This window comes from Crocosphaera chwakensis CCY0110, from assembly GCF_000169335.1.
GTDB classification, from domain to species: domain Bacteria; phylum Cyanobacteriota; class Cyanobacteriia; order Cyanobacteriales; family Microcystaceae; genus Crocosphaera; species Crocosphaera chwakensis.
Map to the genome: position 1 here is coordinate 1 of NZ_AAXW01000053.1, position 19,102 is coordinate 19,102.

21 protein-coding genes and 1 pseudogene are annotated in these 19,102 nt (G+C 34.5%); 12 read left to right on the forward strand and 10 right to left on the reverse strand.

Annotated features, from left to right (window positions below):
• Positions 1 to 648: phospholipase D-like domain-containing protein (locus tag CY0110_RS21910; RefSeq protein ID WP_008277759.1), on the reverse strand; the 648-nt coding region annotated here is incomplete at its 3' end.
• Positions 649 to 768: 120 nt separating this feature from the next.
• On the opposite strand from CY0110_RS21910, the gene CY0110_RS21915 reads away from it, so the two are divergent.
• The gene (locus tag CY0110_RS21915) at positions 769 to 1,644 is read left to right on the forward strand and encodes an energy-coupling factor transporter transmembrane component T family protein (protein WP_008277760.1); all 876 of its coding nucleotides are present in this window, start codon (positions 769 to 771) and stop codon (positions 1,642 to 1,644) included.
• 437 nt (positions 1,645 to 2,081) lie between these two features.
• Here CY0110_RS21915 and CY0110_RS21920 read toward each other — a convergent pair whose 3' ends face one another.
• Together CY0110_RS21920 and CY0110_RS21925 are read right to left on the reverse strand one after the other, a co-directional pair.
• On the reverse strand, positions 2,082 to 2,354 hold the full coding sequence (locus CY0110_RS21920) for a hypothetical protein (RefSeq protein WP_008277761.1): 273 nt from the start codon (positions 2,352 to 2,354) through the stop codon (positions 2,082 to 2,084).
• A 42-nt stretch (positions 2,355 to 2,396) separates the two neighbouring features.
• Positions 2,397 to 3,110, reverse strand: a complete 714-nt coding sequence (locus tag CY0110_RS21925; protein WP_008277762.1) for a Uma2 family endonuclease — start codon at positions 3,108 to 3,110, stop codon at positions 2,397 to 2,399.
• Positions 3,111 to 3,189: 79 nt separating this feature from the next.
• Here CY0110_RS21925 and CY0110_RS21930 point away from each other — a divergent pair, with 79 nt between their 5' ends.
• The 3 genes from CY0110_RS21930 to nblB are packed head-to-tail and all read left to right on the forward strand — an operon-like array spanning position 3,190 to position 5,367.
• Positions 3,190 to 3,402: a hypothetical protein gene (locus CY0110_RS21930; protein WP_035800331.1), complete on the forward strand. Its 213-nt coding sequence runs from the start codon at positions 3,190 to 3,192 to the stop codon at positions 3,400 to 3,402.
• A 3-nt stretch (positions 3,403 to 3,405) separates the two neighbouring features.
• The gene (locus CY0110_RS21935; RefSeq protein ID WP_008277764.1) at positions 3,406 to 4,683 is read left to right on the forward strand and encodes a cyclic nucleotide-binding domain-containing protein; all 1,278 of its coding nucleotides are present in this window, start codon (positions 3,406 to 3,408) and stop codon (positions 4,681 to 4,683) included.
• A gap of 24 nt (positions 4,684 to 4,707) precedes the next feature.
• The gene (gene nblB / locus CY0110_RS21940) at positions 4,708 to 5,367 is read left to right on the forward strand and encodes a phycobilisome degradation protein NblB (protein WP_008277765.1); all 660 of its coding nucleotides are present in this window, start codon (positions 4,708 to 4,710) and stop codon (positions 5,365 to 5,367) included.
• Here nblB and CY0110_RS21945 read toward each other — a convergent pair.
• The 4 genes from CY0110_RS21945 to CY0110_RS21960 form a co-directional block, all read right to left on the reverse strand.
• Positions 5,364 to 6,296 carry a serine hydrolase gene (locus CY0110_RS21945; protein ID WP_008277766.1) on the reverse strand — a complete coding sequence of 311 codons (933 nt, stop codon included), beginning with the start codon at positions 6,294 to 6,296 and terminating at the stop codon, positions 5,364 to 5,366. The genes nblB and CY0110_RS21945 overlap by 4 nt on opposite strands.
• A gap of 92 nt (positions 6,297 to 6,388) precedes the next feature.
• Positions 6,389 to 6,685, reverse strand: a complete 297-nt coding sequence (locus CY0110_RS21950) for a hypothetical protein (protein WP_008277767.1) — start codon at positions 6,683 to 6,685, stop codon at positions 6,389 to 6,391.
• Between the two features lie 164 nt (positions 6,686 to 6,849).
• On the reverse strand, positions 6,850 to 9,108 hold the full coding sequence (locus CY0110_RS21955; RefSeq protein WP_008277768.1) for an N-acetylneuraminate synthase family protein: 2,259 nt from the start codon (positions 9,106 to 9,108) through the stop codon (positions 6,850 to 6,852).
• 77 nt (positions 9,109 to 9,185) lie between these two features.
• Entirely contained in the window at positions 9,186 to 10,643 is a 1,458-nt protein-coding gene (locus CY0110_RS21960) for an isochorismate synthase (RefSeq protein WP_008277769.1), read from the reverse strand.
• A gap of 128 nt (positions 10,644 to 10,771) precedes the next feature.
• On the opposite strand from CY0110_RS21960, the gene menA reads away from it, so the two are divergent.
• The 6 genes and pseudogenes from menA to CY0110_RS21985 all read left to right on the forward strand — a co-directional run bounded on the left by menA (position 10,772) and on the right by CY0110_RS21985 (position 14,956).
• Positions 10,772 to 11,695 carry a 2-carboxy-1,4-naphthoquinone phytyltransferase gene (gene menA / locus CY0110_RS21965; RefSeq protein ID WP_008277770.1) on the forward strand — a complete coding sequence of 308 codons (924 nt, stop codon included), beginning with the start codon at positions 10,772 to 10,774 and terminating at the stop codon, positions 11,693 to 11,695.
• A 125-nt stretch (positions 11,696 to 11,820) separates the two neighbouring features.
• Positions 11,821 to 12,465, forward strand: coding sequence for a Uma2 family endonuclease (locus CY0110_RS21970; RefSeq protein WP_035800334.1), 645 nt, complete (start codon positions 11,821 to 11,823; stop codon positions 12,463 to 12,465).
• A gap of 5 nt (positions 12,466 to 12,470) precedes the next feature.
• Positions 12,471 to 12,704, forward strand: a pseudogene (locus CY0110_RS28865) (DNA methyltransferase); the annotation flags it as partial.
• Positions 12,705 to 13,061: 357 nt separating this feature from the next.
• Positions 13,062 to 14,267, forward strand: a complete 1,206-nt coding sequence (locus CY0110_RS21975) for a class I SAM-dependent methyltransferase (RefSeq protein WP_008277773.1) — start codon at positions 13,062 to 13,064, stop codon at positions 14,265 to 14,267.
• Positions 14,268 to 14,304: 37 nt separating this feature from the next.
• Positions 14,305 to 14,544 carry an antitoxin gene (locus CY0110_RS21980; RefSeq protein ID WP_008277774.1) on the forward strand — a complete coding sequence of 80 codons (240 nt, stop codon included), beginning with the start codon at positions 14,305 to 14,307 and terminating at the stop codon, positions 14,542 to 14,544.
• Position 14,545: 1 nt separating this feature from the next.
• Positions 14,546 to 14,956, forward strand: coding sequence for a type II toxin-antitoxin system VapC family toxin (locus tag CY0110_RS21985; RefSeq protein ID WP_035800337.1), 411 nt, complete (start codon positions 14,546 to 14,548; stop codon positions 14,954 to 14,956).
• A gap of 162 nt (positions 14,957 to 15,118) precedes the next feature.
• On the opposite strand, the gene CY0110_RS21990 is transcribed toward CY0110_RS21985, so the two are convergent.
• The gene (locus CY0110_RS21990; RefSeq protein ID WP_008277776.1) at positions 15,119 to 15,334 is read right to left on the reverse strand and encodes a hypothetical protein; all 216 of its coding nucleotides are present in this window, start codon (positions 15,332 to 15,334) and stop codon (positions 15,119 to 15,121) included.
• A gap of 176 nt (positions 15,335 to 15,510) precedes the next feature.
• A complete protein-coding gene (locus CY0110_RS21995; protein WP_008277777.1) occupies positions 15,511 to 15,861 on the reverse strand; it encodes a hypothetical protein in 351 nt (116 codons plus the stop codon).
• A gap of 232 nt (positions 15,862 to 16,093) precedes the next feature.
• Here CY0110_RS21995 and CY0110_RS22000 point away from each other — a divergent pair, with 232 nt between their 5' ends.
• Both CY0110_RS22000 and CY0110_RS22005 read left to right on the forward strand, forming a co-directional pair.
• Positions 16,094 to 17,383, forward strand: coding sequence for a glucose-1-phosphate adenylyltransferase (locus tag CY0110_RS22000; RefSeq protein WP_008277778.1), 1,290 nt, complete (start codon positions 16,094 to 16,096; stop codon positions 17,381 to 17,383).
• Positions 17,384 to 17,682: 299 nt separating this feature from the next.
• On the forward strand, positions 17,683 to 18,123 hold the full coding sequence (locus CY0110_RS22005) for a hypothetical protein (RefSeq protein WP_008277779.1): 441 nt from the start codon (positions 17,683 to 17,685) through the stop codon (positions 18,121 to 18,123).
• Positions 18,124 to 18,227: 104 nt separating this feature from the next.
• Here CY0110_RS22005 and CY0110_RS22010 read toward each other — a convergent pair whose 3' ends face one another.
• Positions 18,228 to 19,094, reverse strand: a complete 867-nt coding sequence (locus tag CY0110_RS22010) for a tRNA (5-methylaminomethyl-2-thiouridine)(34)-methyltransferase MnmD (RefSeq protein ID WP_008277780.1) — start codon at positions 19,092 to 19,094, stop codon at positions 18,228 to 18,230.
• Between the last annotated feature and the right edge of the window lie 8 nt (positions 19,095 to 19,102).

Below are 19,102 nucleotides of genomic sequence, written 5' to 3' on the forward strand. Positions count from 1 at the left end.
TCCACTTAAAGTAAAATTAGCTGAAGTAACAATAATAATTTTATTATCAACAACCATAAATTTATGGTGCATTAAACCTGTACCCTTCGAGCCATCTTCGGTATCATCAATAATAGGAATATTGCTTTGATTCAAAATACTCAGCGCATCTCTTTGATTAAGTTCTTTCTGAGTAATTTTATTATCATTATTAAGATCAATAAATTGAAAATATTGATTATATCTTTGTTTCTCTCTTGTGGTCATTTCCGTAATCATCTTGGAAGTAAAATCAGTAAAAGATTGATGATAATTGTTTTCTAAAATAATACGAACCTTGATTCCTTTTTCAGCTTGTTTAACTAAAGCTTTAGCAATATTGGGAAGACGAAACTCCTGGACAGCAATATCAATGGTAGATTGAGCAGAATTGATAGTATTGATAATAATTTTTTCTAAATTATCCCCAGGCCGATCAATGTTACGATAAGGATCACGATAATCAGATCCTTTTGCTTCATTTAAGTTAAAATAGACCTCAATCAAAGGATCTTGAGGAAGAGGCTGTGATCGCTCAATCTTGACCGAATTATCACAAGCAATTAATCCTAAAAAGATAAATAATAATAAACCAATAAACTGTAGACTTTTTTGATAAAATCTTTTCATAAGAAGCAATCTTAGGGTTTATATCTAAACCATATTATATTAATAAACAAGTTTTTCATTTCTTATGAGATAATAAAGTTAACAATCCAAACTGAGCAAAAATTAAATTAATTATCAATTATGGATTTATTGCGATCGCTTCCTATTGGGCTTTATTTAGAAAATCCCTTTACTTGGTTACATAAACTTGATCCAAGAGTGAAACTAGCTTGGTTATTATCCTTTCTTTTAGCCCCTATTTTATCAAACCCTGAATGGCGATTAGTGTTAGTAGGAATTTTAATGTTTCTGACTTTAATTGCTCAAATTCCCTTGAGAGTGTGGAAACAACAAATGGGATGGTTGTTAATCTTAACCCTGCTGGTATTTATTATTACCACATTATCCCCTGATGGGTTAGCCGTTTCTTCTCAACCGAGACTACCAGGTAATAATTTAGCTTTACCCCAACCAACAGACTATCATTACGTTTTACTAGACAAAGGACGATTATTTATCACCCGTCGTTCTTTAGAATTAGGGATAAGAATTAGTACCCTAATTTTTATTTTGATTTATAGCACTAACTTGTATCTATTAACCACTGCGCCAGAAGAAATTACAGCAGGATTAGATGATTTATTGTCTCCCTTGCGTCGCTTCAATATTCCTATTACCGAAATTTTATTAACCTTAACCTTATCTTTGCGGTTTATATCATTAGTCTTAGAAGAAGTGCAAAACTTAATTAGATCCATTCGTACAAGGGCAATTAATTGGAAAAAATTGGGCATTAAAAGAAGTTTACAAGTTTGGTTAGTTGTAGTAGAAAAATTGCTAGAAAATCTCTTAATGCGAGCCGAAGAAATTGCGATCGCTATGGAAATTAGGGGGTTTCTGAGTCCCAATAAACATAAAGTCGAATGGCATCAATTACGGTTAATAGGAGGTGATTGGTTAGCTTTGGGATTATTAATTGTTTTTTGGTACGGGCGATTAATGTGGGGAAATATGTAATATGTAAATAATGAACAATTCGGGCTTCTTACATTTTGAGTACAACTCAAAATGAAGCCTTCAGAATAATGAATAATTAAAAAATGGAGACAATACCCCAGTCTAGAGTTTTGAATTCATTGTGACTGTTGATATTCCAACACAGCTTCGTAAGTAATTATTGTAACTGCTACTTTGGGATTATCAAGAGTTGCTAACCTTGTTAATATCTACTTTCCTTCTTTTCCATTCCGTTGAATAAAGCTAAGATGATCGGTGTCGAGAATATACATCATAAAACAAAGAATGACTACTAAATTGATTTACGCCATTCTTCTCCTCGTTTAACCACTTCATCAAAGGGCGGTTTTGTGGGCTGGTTAATTGGTGCAGGAAATCTTAACCCTTAAGCTATATGTTAGAGACAGTTTATGAATGACTTTTACAAAAATCTTATATTAAGGATTAGGAAAAAAAGCAATTTTAGCTACTGCACCTAACAACGTTAAAAATAAACCTGATATTAATAACCAAATTCGGTTATCTTGCTTTTCCGACTGTTTTTTTAGATCATCAAGATTGTGTTGAATTGAATTAAGTCTTTCATCTGTTTTCGCTATATAAACATCTATTTTCTTATCTACGACTTTCAAATCATTACTTAAACCATCAAAACGACTATTAATTAATTCCTTGAGTTCTCTAAGATGATTTTCTGTAACTGTTGACACTGGGTTATGCTCCTCTTGGTTTTAACTATAAAGATTCTTTTTCTATGATCTTAGCTCTTTTTGTACTTCTTCAACAGATAAACTTAAAGAATCAGCAATTTGTTCTACTATTAACCCTAAGTCATGAAGACGAAAAATAGCATTCTTTTGTGCTTGTTCTAATTGCTTAATTTTTCCTTTTTCTTGTTGTCGCAATTGACCTAGTTCTACAAAAGTTAAAAAAGGTTCTCCATCAGGACGATAAATTTCTAGATTAACCGATGTTAAAACGAATTTAATCCCTAATCTCGGACTAACCCAATGATTAATTTCCTCAATTACATTTAATTTATCTTCTACTCTTATCCATCCTTGTAAATCAATTTTATCAGGATCAAATAAATAATATTCTTCTACCCCATAACGTTCATAAAACTGAAATTTTTTAGCCATTTCTTTGAGACGGTTAGAAGGAAAAAGAATCTCAAAAACCACTTGAGCAGAAATATTATCTTCTTTCCATTGTTGATAAGAACCTCTATCTCCTTTTCGCCTGCCAAAAACCACCATTGTATCAGGAGCTTGTGCTAAAGGATGATTGCCTTCTAGGGGATACCATAATAAATCGCCAGCAATAAAAAGTTGATTATCCCTAGCAAATAATAATTCTAAATTCTCTTTAATAACGACAATCCAACGAAATTGTTTTGTATTGTCAGCAATGGGTTTTCCATCACTTTCAGGATAGATAAGGGTTGAAGATAATTGCTGTACCATAATTCCTTATCAAAATGTATTATTTTAAGTTTAACCGATAAGCTAAAATGTGAATGCTAAAGGTGATGAGGTGGAAACTATGCGCTTCTGGATGAGTGCCGTTTTTGTATTATTTGTATTGGTGCAGTTTTATCAATGGGTAAAAGGCTTTATTTTGCCCCTGCCGATCTATGTATTAGCTGGAGCTTTTTTAGCGATCGCTTCTAATTATGATAAAGGGATGGCTAAGATGATCTCTGCGTCTAGTGAACAATCTTTGAATCCTTCAGCCAATCAAACCGAAGAAAGTTAATTTATGGCACTTTCTGCCTTTGTCCAAGGGATGTTAGGGGCTTCTAGTTTAGCATTAGGGGCAATGGTAGGGGTGTTTTTGACTCCAAAACGGGTTTTATCAGCCTCGATCATGGCTTTTGGTAGTGGTACGTTAATCGCAGCAACCGCCTTTGAAATTGCCAGTAAAGTCTATGAAAAAGCTGGATTTTTACCCTTGATGTTGGGTTTTGCTATTGGTGGGGTATTATTTACCAATTTAAGTCAATATATCGATCAACATGGGGGATTTTTACGTAAACCCGCTTCGAGTCGTCGTTATTTATTTGAACATCAACCGGAAGCTAAAACAACCCCAAATATTTTACAAAGATTATCCCACGTAGAAGTCTTACAACAATTACCCGAAGCAGAAAAAGAAGCGATCGCTTCTCTGGTTACTCCTATGCACGCTAAACCCAAACAAGTCTTATGCAAAGAAGGGGAACCCGGAGACTATTTCTATATGATTGCTCAAGGAGAAGCAGAAGTGATCAAAGATAGCAAACAAATCACTATTTTAAGACCAGGGGAGATTTTTGGGGAAATGTCCCTATTAACCAAAGAACCTCGTTCGGCAACAGTGATCGCTTGTACTCCAATGGAACTGTATCAACTCAATGAAGAAAACTTCGCTCAAGTTTTAATGCGATCGCCCCATTTAGCTAGGGCTTTAAGTCAAACCCTAGCCAGACGGTTACGCCATTCGGTTAACTCTCATGTGGCCGCCCAAAATAACTTAGATCGTTGGCGACAACGTTTAATGGAACAAGTCGAACTTGATCGCCTCCTTACAGAAAACCCTCAAACCCTCACCAGTTTAGTCGAACGATCTACCCCGGTAGCCATTTTGGTGGGAACCCTATTAGATAATATTCCAGAAGCCACCGTTATTGGCATGAATGCTTCCGCGCAACAGTTGGCTTGGTCTTTTCTGTTGGCGGTGTTTATTTCTAACTTTCCTGAAGCCTTAAGTAGTGCCTCTGGGATGAAACAAGCTGGAACCCCAAAACTACAAATTCTTGCCCTCTGGTTTGGTATTGTTATTCTCAGTGGGATCATTGCTACTTTTGGTTACTATTTACAAGATACGGCCTCTCTATTACTCATCGGGACAGTTCAAGCAGCATCCGGTGGAGCAATACTGGCTATGTTATCAAGTACCATGATGCCAGAAGCCTACGAGTTAGGCGGAAGTTCGGTTTCTTATTCAACCATTGCTGGTTTTTTGTTAGGATTTATGATTGCAATGGTTTCTGGTTAATCCTTAATTTATCTATTTATTCCTATGAGTGTTACCCCTGCTGATGTACAACCCCTTTTAACCTCCGAAGACCTTGGCGATCGCCTGAAAGGGGTTAATTTATTACGTCAACTCGATCCTGCTATCGCTTTTGATCTCATTCAACCTTTAGTGACGGATAGCAATGAACGAGTTCGTTATGCGGCCGTTAGTCAATTAGATCCCCTAGGACGACAAGATCCTGACAAAGCTTTACAGTTATTACGCGATCGCATACAAAATGATTCTGAAACCGATGTTAAAGCAGCGGCCGCTGATGTCATCGGGGGACTACAGTTAACTCAAGCTTATGATGATTTAAAACAACTATATCGTCAAACCTCTGATTGGTTATTACAGTTGAGTATTATTGCTACCTTGGGAGAATTAGGCGAACCCAAAGCGATCGAGCTGTTAGAAGAAGCCCTACAGTCTGATCAAGGGTTAGTTCGTATTTCTGCTGTCAGTGCATTAGGAGAGTTAGGCAATAGCGAAGCAGTTCCTTTACTGGTTACATTAGTTAAAGATGAAGACTGGCAAGTACGTTATCGACTGGTTCAAGCATTGGGTAAATTAGGAGGAGAACAAGCCACCAACGCGCTCAAAATTTTAGTAGAAGATTCTATGGAACAAGTGGCCAAAGAAGCAAAAGAGAATTTAGGTTAGCTGTTTAACCCTTTTATAATCAGTTGGGAAATAAACGGTAAAATTTGCTTATTTTGACTGTTTTTTCTCCCTTCGGTAAATACCACTAACAGGAAGGGGGCCTGTTGGGGAATCTCAATATAGGCTGCATCATGGCGTACTTGTGTTGTCCATCCTGCTTTTGACCAGAGTTTAGCATTACTATCTAAACTTTCCCCTAAAAATCCTGTAATTTGGTTTTCTTCTAAGGTGTCGTTAACCGGTGCAGGTAAAGTTCTTTGTAATAATCTCATCATTTTTTGCGATCGCTCTGGAGAAATGATTCGTTCTGCCACAATGTTATGAAATAATCTGGCCACAGCATTAGTAGTTAAACGATTTTTGTTTTCTCCCTTTGCTCCAACAAATTGCTTTTCTCTGCCATAATAACCATCGCACCAGGTTTTCTGATTAAGATTAATATTCTTGAATTCTTGCCAACCAAACCCCTGAAAATAGCGGTTAATTTCGTTACGTTTGTCTTGCCATTGTAGCAGTTTATCGGAAGATAATTCGGGTCCGCTAGTGGTATCGGTTAACATATCCACTACTAAGCTAGTAGCATCATTACTAGAGTCTACTATCATGTCTGTAATAGCCCGATCTAATTCAGTTGAGGGTTCAACTTTTCCTTTTTCTAACCATTGATAAATAGCCACTAAATAAAACAATTTCACCACACTGGCAGGATAAATCGTTTCATCTCCTCGATAAGAAAAACCCTTAATAGGATGTTGCCAAAAATCCATAGGAAAGGTAATTTCTTCTTTCTCAATGACCACAGGAGTATCATAAACTAATAAAGTTAAAGCACATTGATTAAGTCCTAATTCTGGAAATTGTTCCCAAGTCGATTCTAATACTTGGTTAACGATAGATTTTAAGTGATCATTGGGTTTAAAAAAGGTCATTAGAATTTCAAAATTAAATATAGGACGGAGTTGCTGAATAGTTTGGGTATTTTCAGCTTACAACTCCTCCCTTTACTTATGCCGAACTCAAGTTAATTACTGACTCTATTTATTCTATTTGTTCTCTGAGGAATGGGTTTAGGGGTGGGTTCTTCTACTCTTCTGATTTCTACGAGAGAACCTTCCCCTTCTGGTTGAACCGAAGGAAGACCATTGATGCAGTTCCCGAAATCTTCTCCAGGTTCACTATGGATTAAACAAAAAGTGAACCAAGGATCATCGGCGGGCAATTCTTCGGTCTCTTCGGCCATTACTGGTAAAGCTAGACTCAAGATTGAGACTAATCCTATTAAATATAAACTGAATTTAGATAGTTGTTTGACACTCATTATTTAATTCCTCAATTTGCGTTTTCCTACATTTATCCTAAATACTGCCTTTAATCATGTCAGTCCCATCACACATATAAATTCCTAGTTCTTTTTGATTTCTTAAATAGAAATAAGGAGAAATAAGTTCTTTTAGTGACCAGTAACTTATCACTGATAACTGATTACTGTTCACTGTTAAAAAAGCTTTCTAATCGTTCTAATGCGATCCAAAATCCTTCTCCTTCGTTTTTATGACCTTGCCAAATTTCAGGAATAAATGAAGCATTCGGGGCAGTTTTCTTTAAGTCTTCTACTAAAGCTGGAAAATCAATATCTCCGTGTTCGATTTGTAATCCTTCTCCGTCTAATCCTTGAGCATCTGCTATATGTAAATGTGCTGTATAAAGTCCTACTTGTTCAATAAATTCTTTAAAAGATAGATTGTGATGATTACAGGCTAATTTTGAGTGAGAAATATCTAAACACACTCGATAGTTATGCTTAGCGCAAAACTCCGCAATGTCCTGAGGATCAACAAAGAGATTATGATACCTTTGTCCACCAAAATGCCAAGGAAAGGGAGGCATGGTTTGAGGTATAATTTCAACCCCTTCTTTATCTAATTTTGATAAACTATCTAACAGTAAATCATAATATTTGTGACGTTTGGTAATGGGTAAAGGTTCGTCTAAGGTAAACCCCCCAATATTAGTAACAATTAATGGTTGTGATGCTTTTTTGAAGTAGGGTTTAAGTTGCCGAGTAATATTAATAACTCGCTGTAATTCTTGGATGGAATGGTTACGATAATCTTCATCCATTGAACATAAATCCAAGACATGATCTCCTGCAAATAATTCGGGACTATGAACGACATAATCGAGATCATAAGTATGATTAAAATACTGCTCAATATTCTGTTCTAAATCTTTATAACTAAGGTGAAACTCTAATAAATCTGGGTTAGTTTTAGGTAGTAGTTTGGTAAAATCGTGATAACGAACCGGTAAACCCCAAGGACAAGGAAATAGATAATTTTTAGCAGTAATTTGGGCTTCTTCTAAGTCACTAGGAAAAAAGAAATCTCCTACTTTAAATGGACGTTTTGCTGTCTTCCCAATTAGTTCTTTTTTACGATTAGGTTGTAAGCCTTTTCCTGGACTTTTAATCTCGATCATTGCTTCTGTAATGATTTGTCCTGGTTCTAAATCACAATTAATAATTAAACTTTTGGCCAGAGTTTCTCTATTCATTAATTCCCCTTGACTTAAACGCCTTTCTGCGGAGGTTCCCAGGGCTTCTTCTACTTGTCTAATCCCTTCAACCATGGCCTTAAATTCTTGGGGTAAGAGGCTTACTTTATGGTCATTTCCTTCCATCGTTTTGTCTAAGGTAAAGTGTTTTTCGATCACTTTTGCCCCTTTAGAAACGGCAGCAATCGCCACATTAATTCCCCGTTCATGGCCGGAATAACCGACAGGACAATCTCCTAATTCTTTTAATCTTGTAATATAGTTTAAATTGACATCTTTAAAGGGGGCCGGATAAGTAGAATTACAATGGAGTAAGACATACATTGCTCCAAGCTTTTGTAAGAGTTGAACCGATTGACTAATTTCAGCTTCGGTGGACATTCCCGTAGAACAAATTAACGGTTTTCCTGTCTTAACTAAGGCTTTTAATAGTTCATGATTGGTAAAATCAGCAGAGGCAACTTTATAAGCAACCATGCCATACTTTTCGAGAATTTCTAAACTATTGAGATCCCAAGGGGTACATAAGGGTAAAATACCTTTTTCCTTACAATAATCAAACGCTTGTAGCATTTCTTCGTCAGAAAGTTGGAAACGGGACAATAAATCTAAGGTATATTGTGACCCTAAATCTTCACTAGCGTCGTTGGCATTTCCAGCATTATGATAAAGCGATTTAAGACTTCTTAGTTGAAATTTAGCACAATTTGCTCCGGCTGCGATCGCATCATCAATTAACTTTTTGGCTAACTCCAAACTACCATTATGATTGTTACCAATTTCTGCAATAATAAAGGTAGAAGATTCATCGTTAATAATGAAGTCACCGATTTTAATTTCATCGGGACGTTTACGGGCGATCGCTACTAAATGATCGTTATCATCTAAAAGGGGAATAAATTCAATTTCTTCAGAAAAATAACTATTAATTTTTTCGGGATCTTCTTCAAATAAAGCGTATTTAAACTGTTTATTACTAACGTTAGAAATCGCTTGATTGAGATCAATGGTATTTTGTTGAACTAACCACCGTCGAAAGTCACCATCTGTTAACACACCTTCTAAAACACCTGACTCAGTTACAGAGAAGATGATACGACTTTTATTATCACTAATTTTTTTTAAAGCGTTAAGAATACTATCTTCGGAGAAGACGATATATTTAGAGAGATTTCTATCGATTAACATAGGTTATAAACAGTTATATGGTGACGCTAGTGTTAAGCATAATATAACATTAGCCCCTAAGTTATGATAATCCCTGATTAGGAATAAGATAATGCTTTGAGTAATCCTTGAAATTTTAGCTTAATTTCCGCTAACTCTTGTTCAGGTTGTGATCCTTCCACAATTCCTGCCCCTGCGTACAGTCTAGCATGATTTCCAGAGATTAAAGCAGAGCGAATACCAACAATAAACTCACTATTGTTATTATAATCAATCCAACCCAAAGGAGCAGCATAAAATCCTCTTTCAAAGGTTTCATAGTGTTTAATTTCTTGACAAGTGATTCCTGTAGGAAAACCCGATACAGCAGGGGTAGGATGTAGTTTAGCTACTATTTCTAAAGGATGAATATTAGCGTTTAATTGTGTATAAATGGGAGTCCAAAGATGTTGAATATTAGATAACTTTAATACTTTTAAAGGAGAAATTTGGGGTATTAATCCTAAATTAATCAAACGTTGTACAATAAATTCAATAACTACCTGGTGTTCTCTTCTTTCTTTACTACTTTTTAGAAGTTTTTGTGCTAGATAATAATCTTCTAGTTTTGTTTTTCCTCTAGAAGTAGAACCAGCTAAAGCATCTGTTAATAATTGTCTATTCTTTAAGTTAATTAATCGTTCAGGACTTGCCCCCACAAAGCAATTATTTTTACCATTATTAATCGCAAAAATATAACAATCGGGATAATATTTTCGTAAATTTTTTAAACACTCAATAATAGAAAATTCTTGAGAATTAGTTAAATCTAAAGCATTAGCTAACACTAATTTCTGAAAATGCTTAGCTTCAATTGATTTTAAAGCTGAGGCAACAGATGATTCAAAACCTTGTATCATTTGAAACTTAGGAGTAGTTTCGATAGATTTTTTTTCTAGGTTACTAATTTTTGGGTCAATCTTAATTTGAGAAATTAATTTTATATTTGTACTGGTTTGGTAGGCTAATTTTTTTATATCTGTTTTTGAGTCAATTAAAAGATTAAAAATCAACAAACTATTTCTTTTTTGTTTAATAACTTGTAGTTTTGGTAAAAAAGTAAATGCTGAAGAAAAGGGAAATTCCAATTGATTAGTTTCTGAAAAAAAGGTAAATCCGCAAAAAATATGAGGAAAAGAATTTGATGAATGATGCTCATTTATTTTAACGATTTTCTCAAAACAATTCTTAACAAAATTTTGTGATTTTATAAATCGATCCGATGTATTAAGCTGACAAGATTCTGTAACACCATACCCTAAAATTGCTTCAGTCTTTCCTTGATTTTCCCAATAAAAATAAATTTCATCTTTAGAAAAGTTATTGATTTTTTCACAATTTAAAAATGCTAGAATTGATAAGGGATCAATTTTAGGGGTGATTTGGGATAAACTAACAATAATTGACTGCTTTTTTCTATTTAGAGTAGCTTTATGAGTCAGCAGTAATTGTTCAAGACGATGTTGATCATACCCGATATTCGTCGTCTCAGGAATGATTGGTGTAGCAACAGACATCGTAAAGTTATTTATAATTTGTTTCACTTTAGCCCAATATTGATGGTATGTCTTTAATGTTGTCCATACCGTTGATTGCACCTCTTTTGAGGATCATATCATAGAGATTATTCCTAACTAGATATTTTATGACCACAACACCTACCACAACCCAAAGTTTACCCCCGTCAAAAGCAAAATTATGGCTTGCTGCGATTAAACCCCCCATGTACACCGTCGCTATTATACCTATTACGGTAGGAACTGCGTTTGCTTTTGGGGAAACTGGAATATTTGACTCCAAAATTTTTGGAACTTTCCTAACCTCAGCTATTTTGATTATTGCTTGGCTAAATATTAGTAATGATGTTTTTGATGCTGACACAGGAATTGATAAAAATAAAGCCCACTCTATTGTTAATTTGACGGGTGATAAGTCTTTAATGTTTTGGTTGGCTAATCTATTTCTATGCTTAGGTATTTTAGGAATTTTGTTAATTGCTTGGTGGCAAAAAGATATCACAGTTTTACTTATTATACTACTTTGTTGTGCTTTGGGCTATAGTTATCAAGGGCCTCCTTTTCGTTTCGGTTATCAAGGGTTAGGGGAATTTATCTGCTTTTTTACCTTTGGTCCTCTGGCGATCTCTGCTGTTTATTATTCCCAAACTCAACAGTTTTCTTTATTTAGTTTAGCCCCTGGAATCTTGATCGGAATAAGCACATCAATTATTCTTTTTTGTTCCCATTTTCATCAAGTTGAAGATGATTTAGCAGCAGGAAAAAAATCTCCTATCGTTCGCATGGGAACCCAATTAGCATCCCAAGTCTTGACAGTAACCACTGTTTTGTTTTTTGCTTTGGTTGTCCTATTTTCTTTATTACATCTCTTTTCTTTTTGGACACTTCTAGTATTTTCCAGTGTTCCTATTGCTTATCAATTAGTGACTCATGTTAACAAAAATCATGATAAACCTAATCAAGTTAGTAATTGTAAATTTATTGCTGTAAGACTTCATTTTGTAAGTGGACTGTTATTAGCTTTGGGATTAATTATCCCTCAGTTATCGTAAGATAGTTAAGGAAGGGATCAGAAGAAAAAATATTTAATTATTGATAACTTCTGACTCCTTACTTCAAAGAAATGATTAATATCGTTAAAGGTATTATTGTAAACATACAATTATTATTGTTAAAGATGATTACTACAGAAACTAAAATAATAACAGATAGTTGGATTAGTTTAACTTGGGATGAATTTTCACAATTATGGGACGATTCAATCTATAAGAAAGCTAAGTTTTATTATTACAACCAAAAAGTAAGAATTGAAATGACACCGTTAGGAAATGACCATGCTAGTGATCACTCAATTATTAATCATGCTATCTACTTATATGCTGCTATCAAAAATATTCCTTTCAATGGTCTTGATGCTTGTAGTTATCGTAAAGTAGGAGTAAAAGAAGCACAACCTGACTTATCTTTTTATATCGGTGATAATGTTGATGTTGTTCCCTATGGAACGGGTGTTATTGACTTAACTATCTATCCATCTCCTAATTTAGTCATCGAAGTTGCTAATACTTCCCTTGCAGATGATAAAGGAGAGAAACGCCTATTATACGAAGATTGTGGCGTAGAGGAATATTGGATAGTTGATGTAAAAAATGTCAATATTATTGCTTTTAAAATAGAAGATAAAGGAAGTAAAAGGATTACTCAATCTCTAGTTTTACCTGGGTTAGAAATAAATAGTTTAGTTCAAGCTTTACAAAAAAGTAGAGAAACGAATCACTCAGAAGTTAGTCGTTGGTTACTTCAACAATTTCAAAGTAATTAAAAAATATGAATCCTTTAGCTACTTATTTCCGTAATCTTTATGAAATTTATAGCACCGGTACAGGAGTCAAAGAAACCTCCTATTATGGTAGCTTAGAAACCCTCTTAAATGATGTGGGGAAAACTTTAAAGCCAAAAGTTCGCTGCATTATTAATCTCAAAAATTAAGGCGCAGGTCTACCAGACGGGGGACTATTTACCGCTAATCAATTTCGTAAAAATCAAGACGGTGAACCCTTTAATAACGGCTGTTGACACCTACGCAAAGGGTTGGAAATTAAAAAAAATCACAAAATTCTAGTTGCAATGATCCACAAGAACAACTTTTATGATATGCTAGATCACAATGGGAAATGCTTTTTTTTTATTTTTATAAGGTAATATTTCCATTATGAAACTTCATTTTCTATTTTTACACAAAGTTTGAGCAAAAGCAAGTCTTTTTTAGAGCAAAAATAACTTTTGTAGAGGAGTTAGGGGGGTTAAATCCCTAGATATTATCTTAATATTTTACTCAGATTCTTAGGATCATTTAATGAGATAATAGTTAAGTATGAATTAATTTTGATAGTTTAATTCACTTTTATTCCTAATTCTATGACTGATTTTTCTCCTGAAAGTGCAGCCGTTCAACAACTATATAATACCTATCCTTTTCCTCCCGAACCCTTATTAAACGAACCCCCACCAGGGTATAATTGGCGATGGAATTGGATCGCTGCTTATAACTTTTGTACAGGGAGAAAACCCCCTAGAGAAAATATTCGTATTTTAGACGCAGGATGTGGAACAGGAGTGGGAACAGAATACTTAATTTTATTAAATCCTCACGCAGAAATTGTCGGGGTTGATATTAGTGAAAAAGCCCTAGAAATTGCTGAAAAACGCTGTCAACAGTCAGGGGTTGCAACTAACCATAATTATCCCATTTCTTTCCATCATTTACCCTTAGAAGAAGCTGAAAAAATAGAAGGAGAATTTGACTTAATTAATTGTGTGGGAGTATTGCACCATTTACCTGATCCCATCGCAGGAATTAAAGCCTTATCCCAAAAATTAGCCCCTGGTGGCATCTTTCATATTTTTGTCTATGCAGAGTTAGGAAGATGGGAAATACAACTGATGCAAAAAGCCATTTCTCTCTTCCAAACTGAAACAAAAGGAGATTATAAAGATGGGGTTTTTGTGGGGCGAAAATTGTTTGAATTGCTACCAGAAAATAACCGTCTTGTCAAGCGAGAAAAAGAAAGATGGTCATTAGAAAATCATCGAGATGAATCCTTTGCTGATATGTATGTTCATCCCCAAGAAACGGATTATAATATTGATACTTTATTTGAATTAATTGAAGCATCAGGATTAGAATTTATTGGCTTTTCTAACCCTCAATATTGGCAACTGGAGCGTTTAATTGGAGAGTCAGAAGAATTAATAAAACGGGGAGAAAAATTAAGCGATCGCCAACGATATCGATTGATAGAATTACTCGATCCAGAAAACATAACTCATTATGAATTTTTCTTAGGAAAACCCCCTTTAACTAAGATAGATTGGTCAGAAGATGAAACCTTATTATCTGCTATTCCTGAAATTCATCCTTGTTTACATGGTTGGCCGAGTCAAAGTTTATTGAATTATGATTATCAACCTATTAAATTAAGTGATGCTGAATATAATTTTATGCAAGCTTGTGATGGAAACTTAACCGTTAAAGATATTTTAGCTAAAGTTTCTGTTGAGTTGAAAATAGTGCGATCGCTGCAAAAAAAACAGTTAATTATTCTGACTCCCGAAACAACCTAATTAATTAGACGTTAAAACTATTTTTCTAATAAATATCATGAATACTGAATATCATGTTAAACTCATTCAACAAGGAAATAGACAAACTGTACCCATTCCTCAAGAATTAAAGCTACCAACAACAGAGGTAATAATTCGAGAAGATAACGGGAAATTAATTATAGAACCTTATCAGAAAAAGTCCCTTCTTGAAGTTCTTTCTACTTTGGAACCTCTAGAAGAAGAATTTCCAGATATTGATCAAGGATTATTACCGTTAGATGATATTAATTTTTAAAGTGACTTATTCTTATTTGTTAGATACTAATATCATTTCAGAATTACTCAAACACCCTAGAGGACTAATTTTTTCTAAAATTCAAAGTATTGGAGAAGAAAAAATTTGTACAAGTATTATTGTTGCTTGTGAAATAAGGTTCGGCGCAATAAAAAAGAAATCACCTAGATTGTTTGCCAATGTAGAACTAATTTTAAACAGTCTTAAAGTTTTACCTTTAACTTATCCTGTTGAAGAATATTATGGAAAAATACGAACCTATTTAGAAGATCAAGGCACTCCTATTGGTGGTAATGATTTACTCATTGCTGCTCATGCTTTAAGTCTAAATTTAACTGTAATTACCAATAATATCAGTGAATTTAGTCGCGTTCCTAATTTAAAAGTAGAAAATTGGCTTAACCTTGAGTAACCAACAATATAATCTTAATTATTTAAGTTGACGATATTTTCAAAAGGTTGATCCTTTGACCAAGAAAATCGTGAAGTACCAGCTACTTTATGCAAGATAAAATCATCAATTTCAAGTTTCTTACATAGTTTAATCTATAAACTTATTTCTTCACTATAGTCATTAATATTGAGAGGCAACATAAACATCATTCAAGGTTAATTTATCCTTATTATTGGATTCAGGTAATCTAATTTCTTTAACTCTCTTAGTAATTTCTCGTTGATAATTAGAAAAATCAACTAACTTATCTAATAAACTATTTTCAGTTTCATAAAAAACATCTATCTTTTCCTTACTTTCAAAAAGATTAATGGTAAATTCATAAAGTCCATCCATTAAACCTTGTTTAGTTATACTTTTTTCACTATTTTCTTCATCTTTATCTTCTTTAAAAGCAAAAATAACAGCTTCTACTTTTTTCTTAATGTTTGACTTTTCAACTATTTGCTTACTATAGTCAATAAAATCTTGTTGTTTTTCTTTAGATAAACTTGATTGTGCTGGAATTAATACTAATGATTTTTGATTATAATGATAGAATAAAATGCTGATAACGAATAAGTTTCTCTAAAATAATTTTCTTGAGTCATCCAAATTCTTGAAGAATTCCAACAAGATAATAAAAAACAAAATCCCCAAAAAGCAGATAACAAAGTTGTTATTAGGATGAATCCATTAGAAGTTAATGTATTTGAAACATCTGGAGCAAAAACGTTAGCCAATAAAGCAGTCAAAAGTCCTATTAAAGAAGGGATGATAATTGTATTCATTAAAGGATTAGTTAAAATACCTTTAAACAGAGTAAAAATATTGCTAGATTGAGGGGTTTGTTCTTCTGAGTTATTTCTACCTGATCGATTCATGTTTAATAATAAATAAAATAATAGTGTACTTATTTTAGATCAAAAACTATTGCTTTACTCTATCCAATACTTTTCAGTTAACAAAATTTTTCTCTCCCTCTTCTCCCCACACCTCCCACACTTCCCACACTTCCCAAACTCTGAACCCCGAACCCCTTAACCACTTCCCATTTGTCCCCCTCAGTCCTACACTTTAGTTGAGAGGTGTAACAGGCAATCGCGAGGTTCTCTTGTGAAGAAAGTTCTAGCAATCATACTCGGCGGAGGCGCAGGTACGCGCTTATATCCCCTAACCAAGTTACGGGCCAAACCCGCCGTTCCCCTTGCAGGGAAATACCGTTTAATTGATATTCCCGTTAGTAATTGTATTAACGCAGAAATACTCAAAATCTACGTTTTAACTCAATTTAACTCTGCTTCTTTGAATCGACATCTGACACGCACCTATAATTTTACAGGCTTTCATGATGGCTTTGTAGAAGTTCTGGCAGCGCAACAGACAACGGAAAACCCCAGTTGGTTCCAAGGAACAGCCGATGCTGTGCGTCAGTATGGTTGGTTATTTGATGAATGGGATGTAGATGAATATTTAATCTTGTCTGGCGATCATCTCTATCGTATGGACTATAGCGATTTTGTAAAGCGACATCGGGAAACCGGTGCTGATATTACGCTGTCAGTAGTTCCGATTGATGAAAAACGAGCATCTAGTTTTGGGTTAATGAAAATTAATGACAATGGCCGCATTGTCGATTTTGCTGAGAAACCCAAAGGCGAAGAATTGAAGCAAATGCAGGTTGATACCTCCATTTTAGGCTTGAACCCAGAACAAGCCAAAGAAAGTCCTTATATTGCGTCTATGGGGATTTACGTCTTTAATAAAAAGGCGTTAAATGATCTGCTTAAAAATAATCCTGAACAAACAGATTTTGGTAAAGAGATTATCCCCGGTGCAGCTAAAGACTACAATCTTCAAGCTTATTTATTTAAAGGGTACTGGGAAGATATCGGGACAATTGAAGCTTTCTATGAGGCAAACTTAGCTCTTAACCGCCAGCCAAGACCCCGTTTTAGCTTCTATAACGAAAAAGCTCCCATTTACACCCGTGCGCGCAATTTACCCCCTACCAAAGTCCTTAATAGTAATATTACCGAATCCATGATTAGTGAAGGGTGTATGATCAAAGATTGTCGCATCCATAACTCGGTTTTAGGAATTCGTAGTCGCATTGAAACCGATTGCGTGGTTGAAGATTCTCTGCTCATGGGAGCCGATTATTATGAATCTTTGGATGATCGTCAATCTTTGCTTGATCAAGGTAAAATTCCTATAGGCATTGGCAAAGGTAGCACCATCCGACGAGCTATTATTGATAAAAATGCTCGTATCGGTCGTAATGTTACTATTGTCAACAAAGAAAATATTGAAGAATCTAATCGTGAAGATGAAGGGTTCTATATTCGCAATGGTATTGTTGTGGCGATTAAAAATGCTATCATCCCAGACGGAACAGTGATCTAAAATATCTTAAAGAGGCGAATATTCGCCTCTTTATGTCAAGGTAAAAGTTAGTGTGATTCAAGCTGATTCAATTGTCGTTGTAATTCTATATACTCAAGTATTATTTTAGTGTGAAGTTAATAATCATCATTTATTTGCCTTGCTGAAAACAAAAAAAGTATTTATTAAACTAAAAATAATAAGAAACTGTCAAGTTTGCTATCTTGTGTAATGGAAAAACTGACTAAAATATTGTCATAGAGTAAAGCATAATGCCTAAATTTCGGCATTCTTGACCAATAACGAGGAGGATACTAAACATGAACGCATCAGAAAAAGCCCAAGGTTTGGAGATATCAACAAAAATTGCATCGATCGTTCATTTATTTAAAACTCATTTTCCTGATGCTAAAGCTGATCTCAGACCCTGGAATAATGATCCTGATACTCTTGAAGGGGTTGATCCTAACTCCATTGATATTGGCTTTCATTTACCTGGGTGGAGTCCTCGCTATCAAGGTCGTAGTATGTTAGTGCAAATTAGGTTTCACAAAGATCCTGTGGATAAAACACAACGGTTGATCGGGTTAGAAATCACTGCTTTTAATCATCAGGGACAAGCATGGCGTTTGTCAACAGTGGAAAATTGGCAATTAGAGGGTAATTATCAACCGGCTAAGGATATCGCAGAAAAATTTAAGTGTTTTTCTCGTCAAGTTTTTGAACTCTTCGATCATAGTAATCGTCGCTTTTCTTTATAGTTAAAATAACGTGAGTTCGGGGTTCGGAGGAGGCTACACTTATAGTGGCAGAATTGCATGATTTTTCACCTTATCCCAAACTCAGGTTAAAATATGGATAATTATCAATTAGACCATCTTTTTTTCCAATGACTACTAGGTTCTAAGGAACTAATATCTTGTTCTTTTTGTCTTCTTTCTTTAATCTTTTGGGCAGTATCTTTTAGGGTTGGATCTCGATAAGGAATGGCGGCACGGGTTTGTAGATGTTCTTTTTCTTGTTGGGATAAAGAGGGTAAATTGTTACCATTCCAGTTAGCAATTGTACCAGGCGATCGCCTTCCAACACTTCGGGTTGCGCCTATTTTTAGTCCTGCTAATTTTAGCGCAGTTCTCACAGAAGCAGCACAAGAATAAGTGGCTAAATTTCCCTCTTTTTCTAAGCATTGAGACACCAATTTTATAAATTCTATTGTCCATAGTTGGGGACATTTTGGAGGGGAAAAGGGATCTAAAAAAATAGCGTCAGCTTGAAAGTTTTGATTAATTACTGTTTGGATAGTTTTTCTTGCATCTCCTAATAATAATTGACCTTTAAAGGTTTTCGTTTCAATTTGATGATTATTGGCTAAGATTTTTAATGTATCAATAACAGATGGAGAAAAATCATTTAATAAGTTTGCATTTATGGCTTGTAACGGGACATTAATATCATTTTCTAAGGCAAATAATTCTATTTTTATATTCGGATTAATTGACCACATTGTTTCTAAGCAAGTTGCTGTATTATATCCTAATCCGTAACAAATATCAAGAATTTTTATCGTATTTTTAATCGTTATTTTTTCTTTGATTTGACACGGTTCAATAAACTTATATTGTGCTTCTTGTTTTGCGCCTGAATGGGAATGCAATAATTCATCAAATTCATCAGAAAAGAAGGTATAAGAACCATCATCAGTTATTTTTGGTGTAAATTTATTGTCTACCATTTATAGTT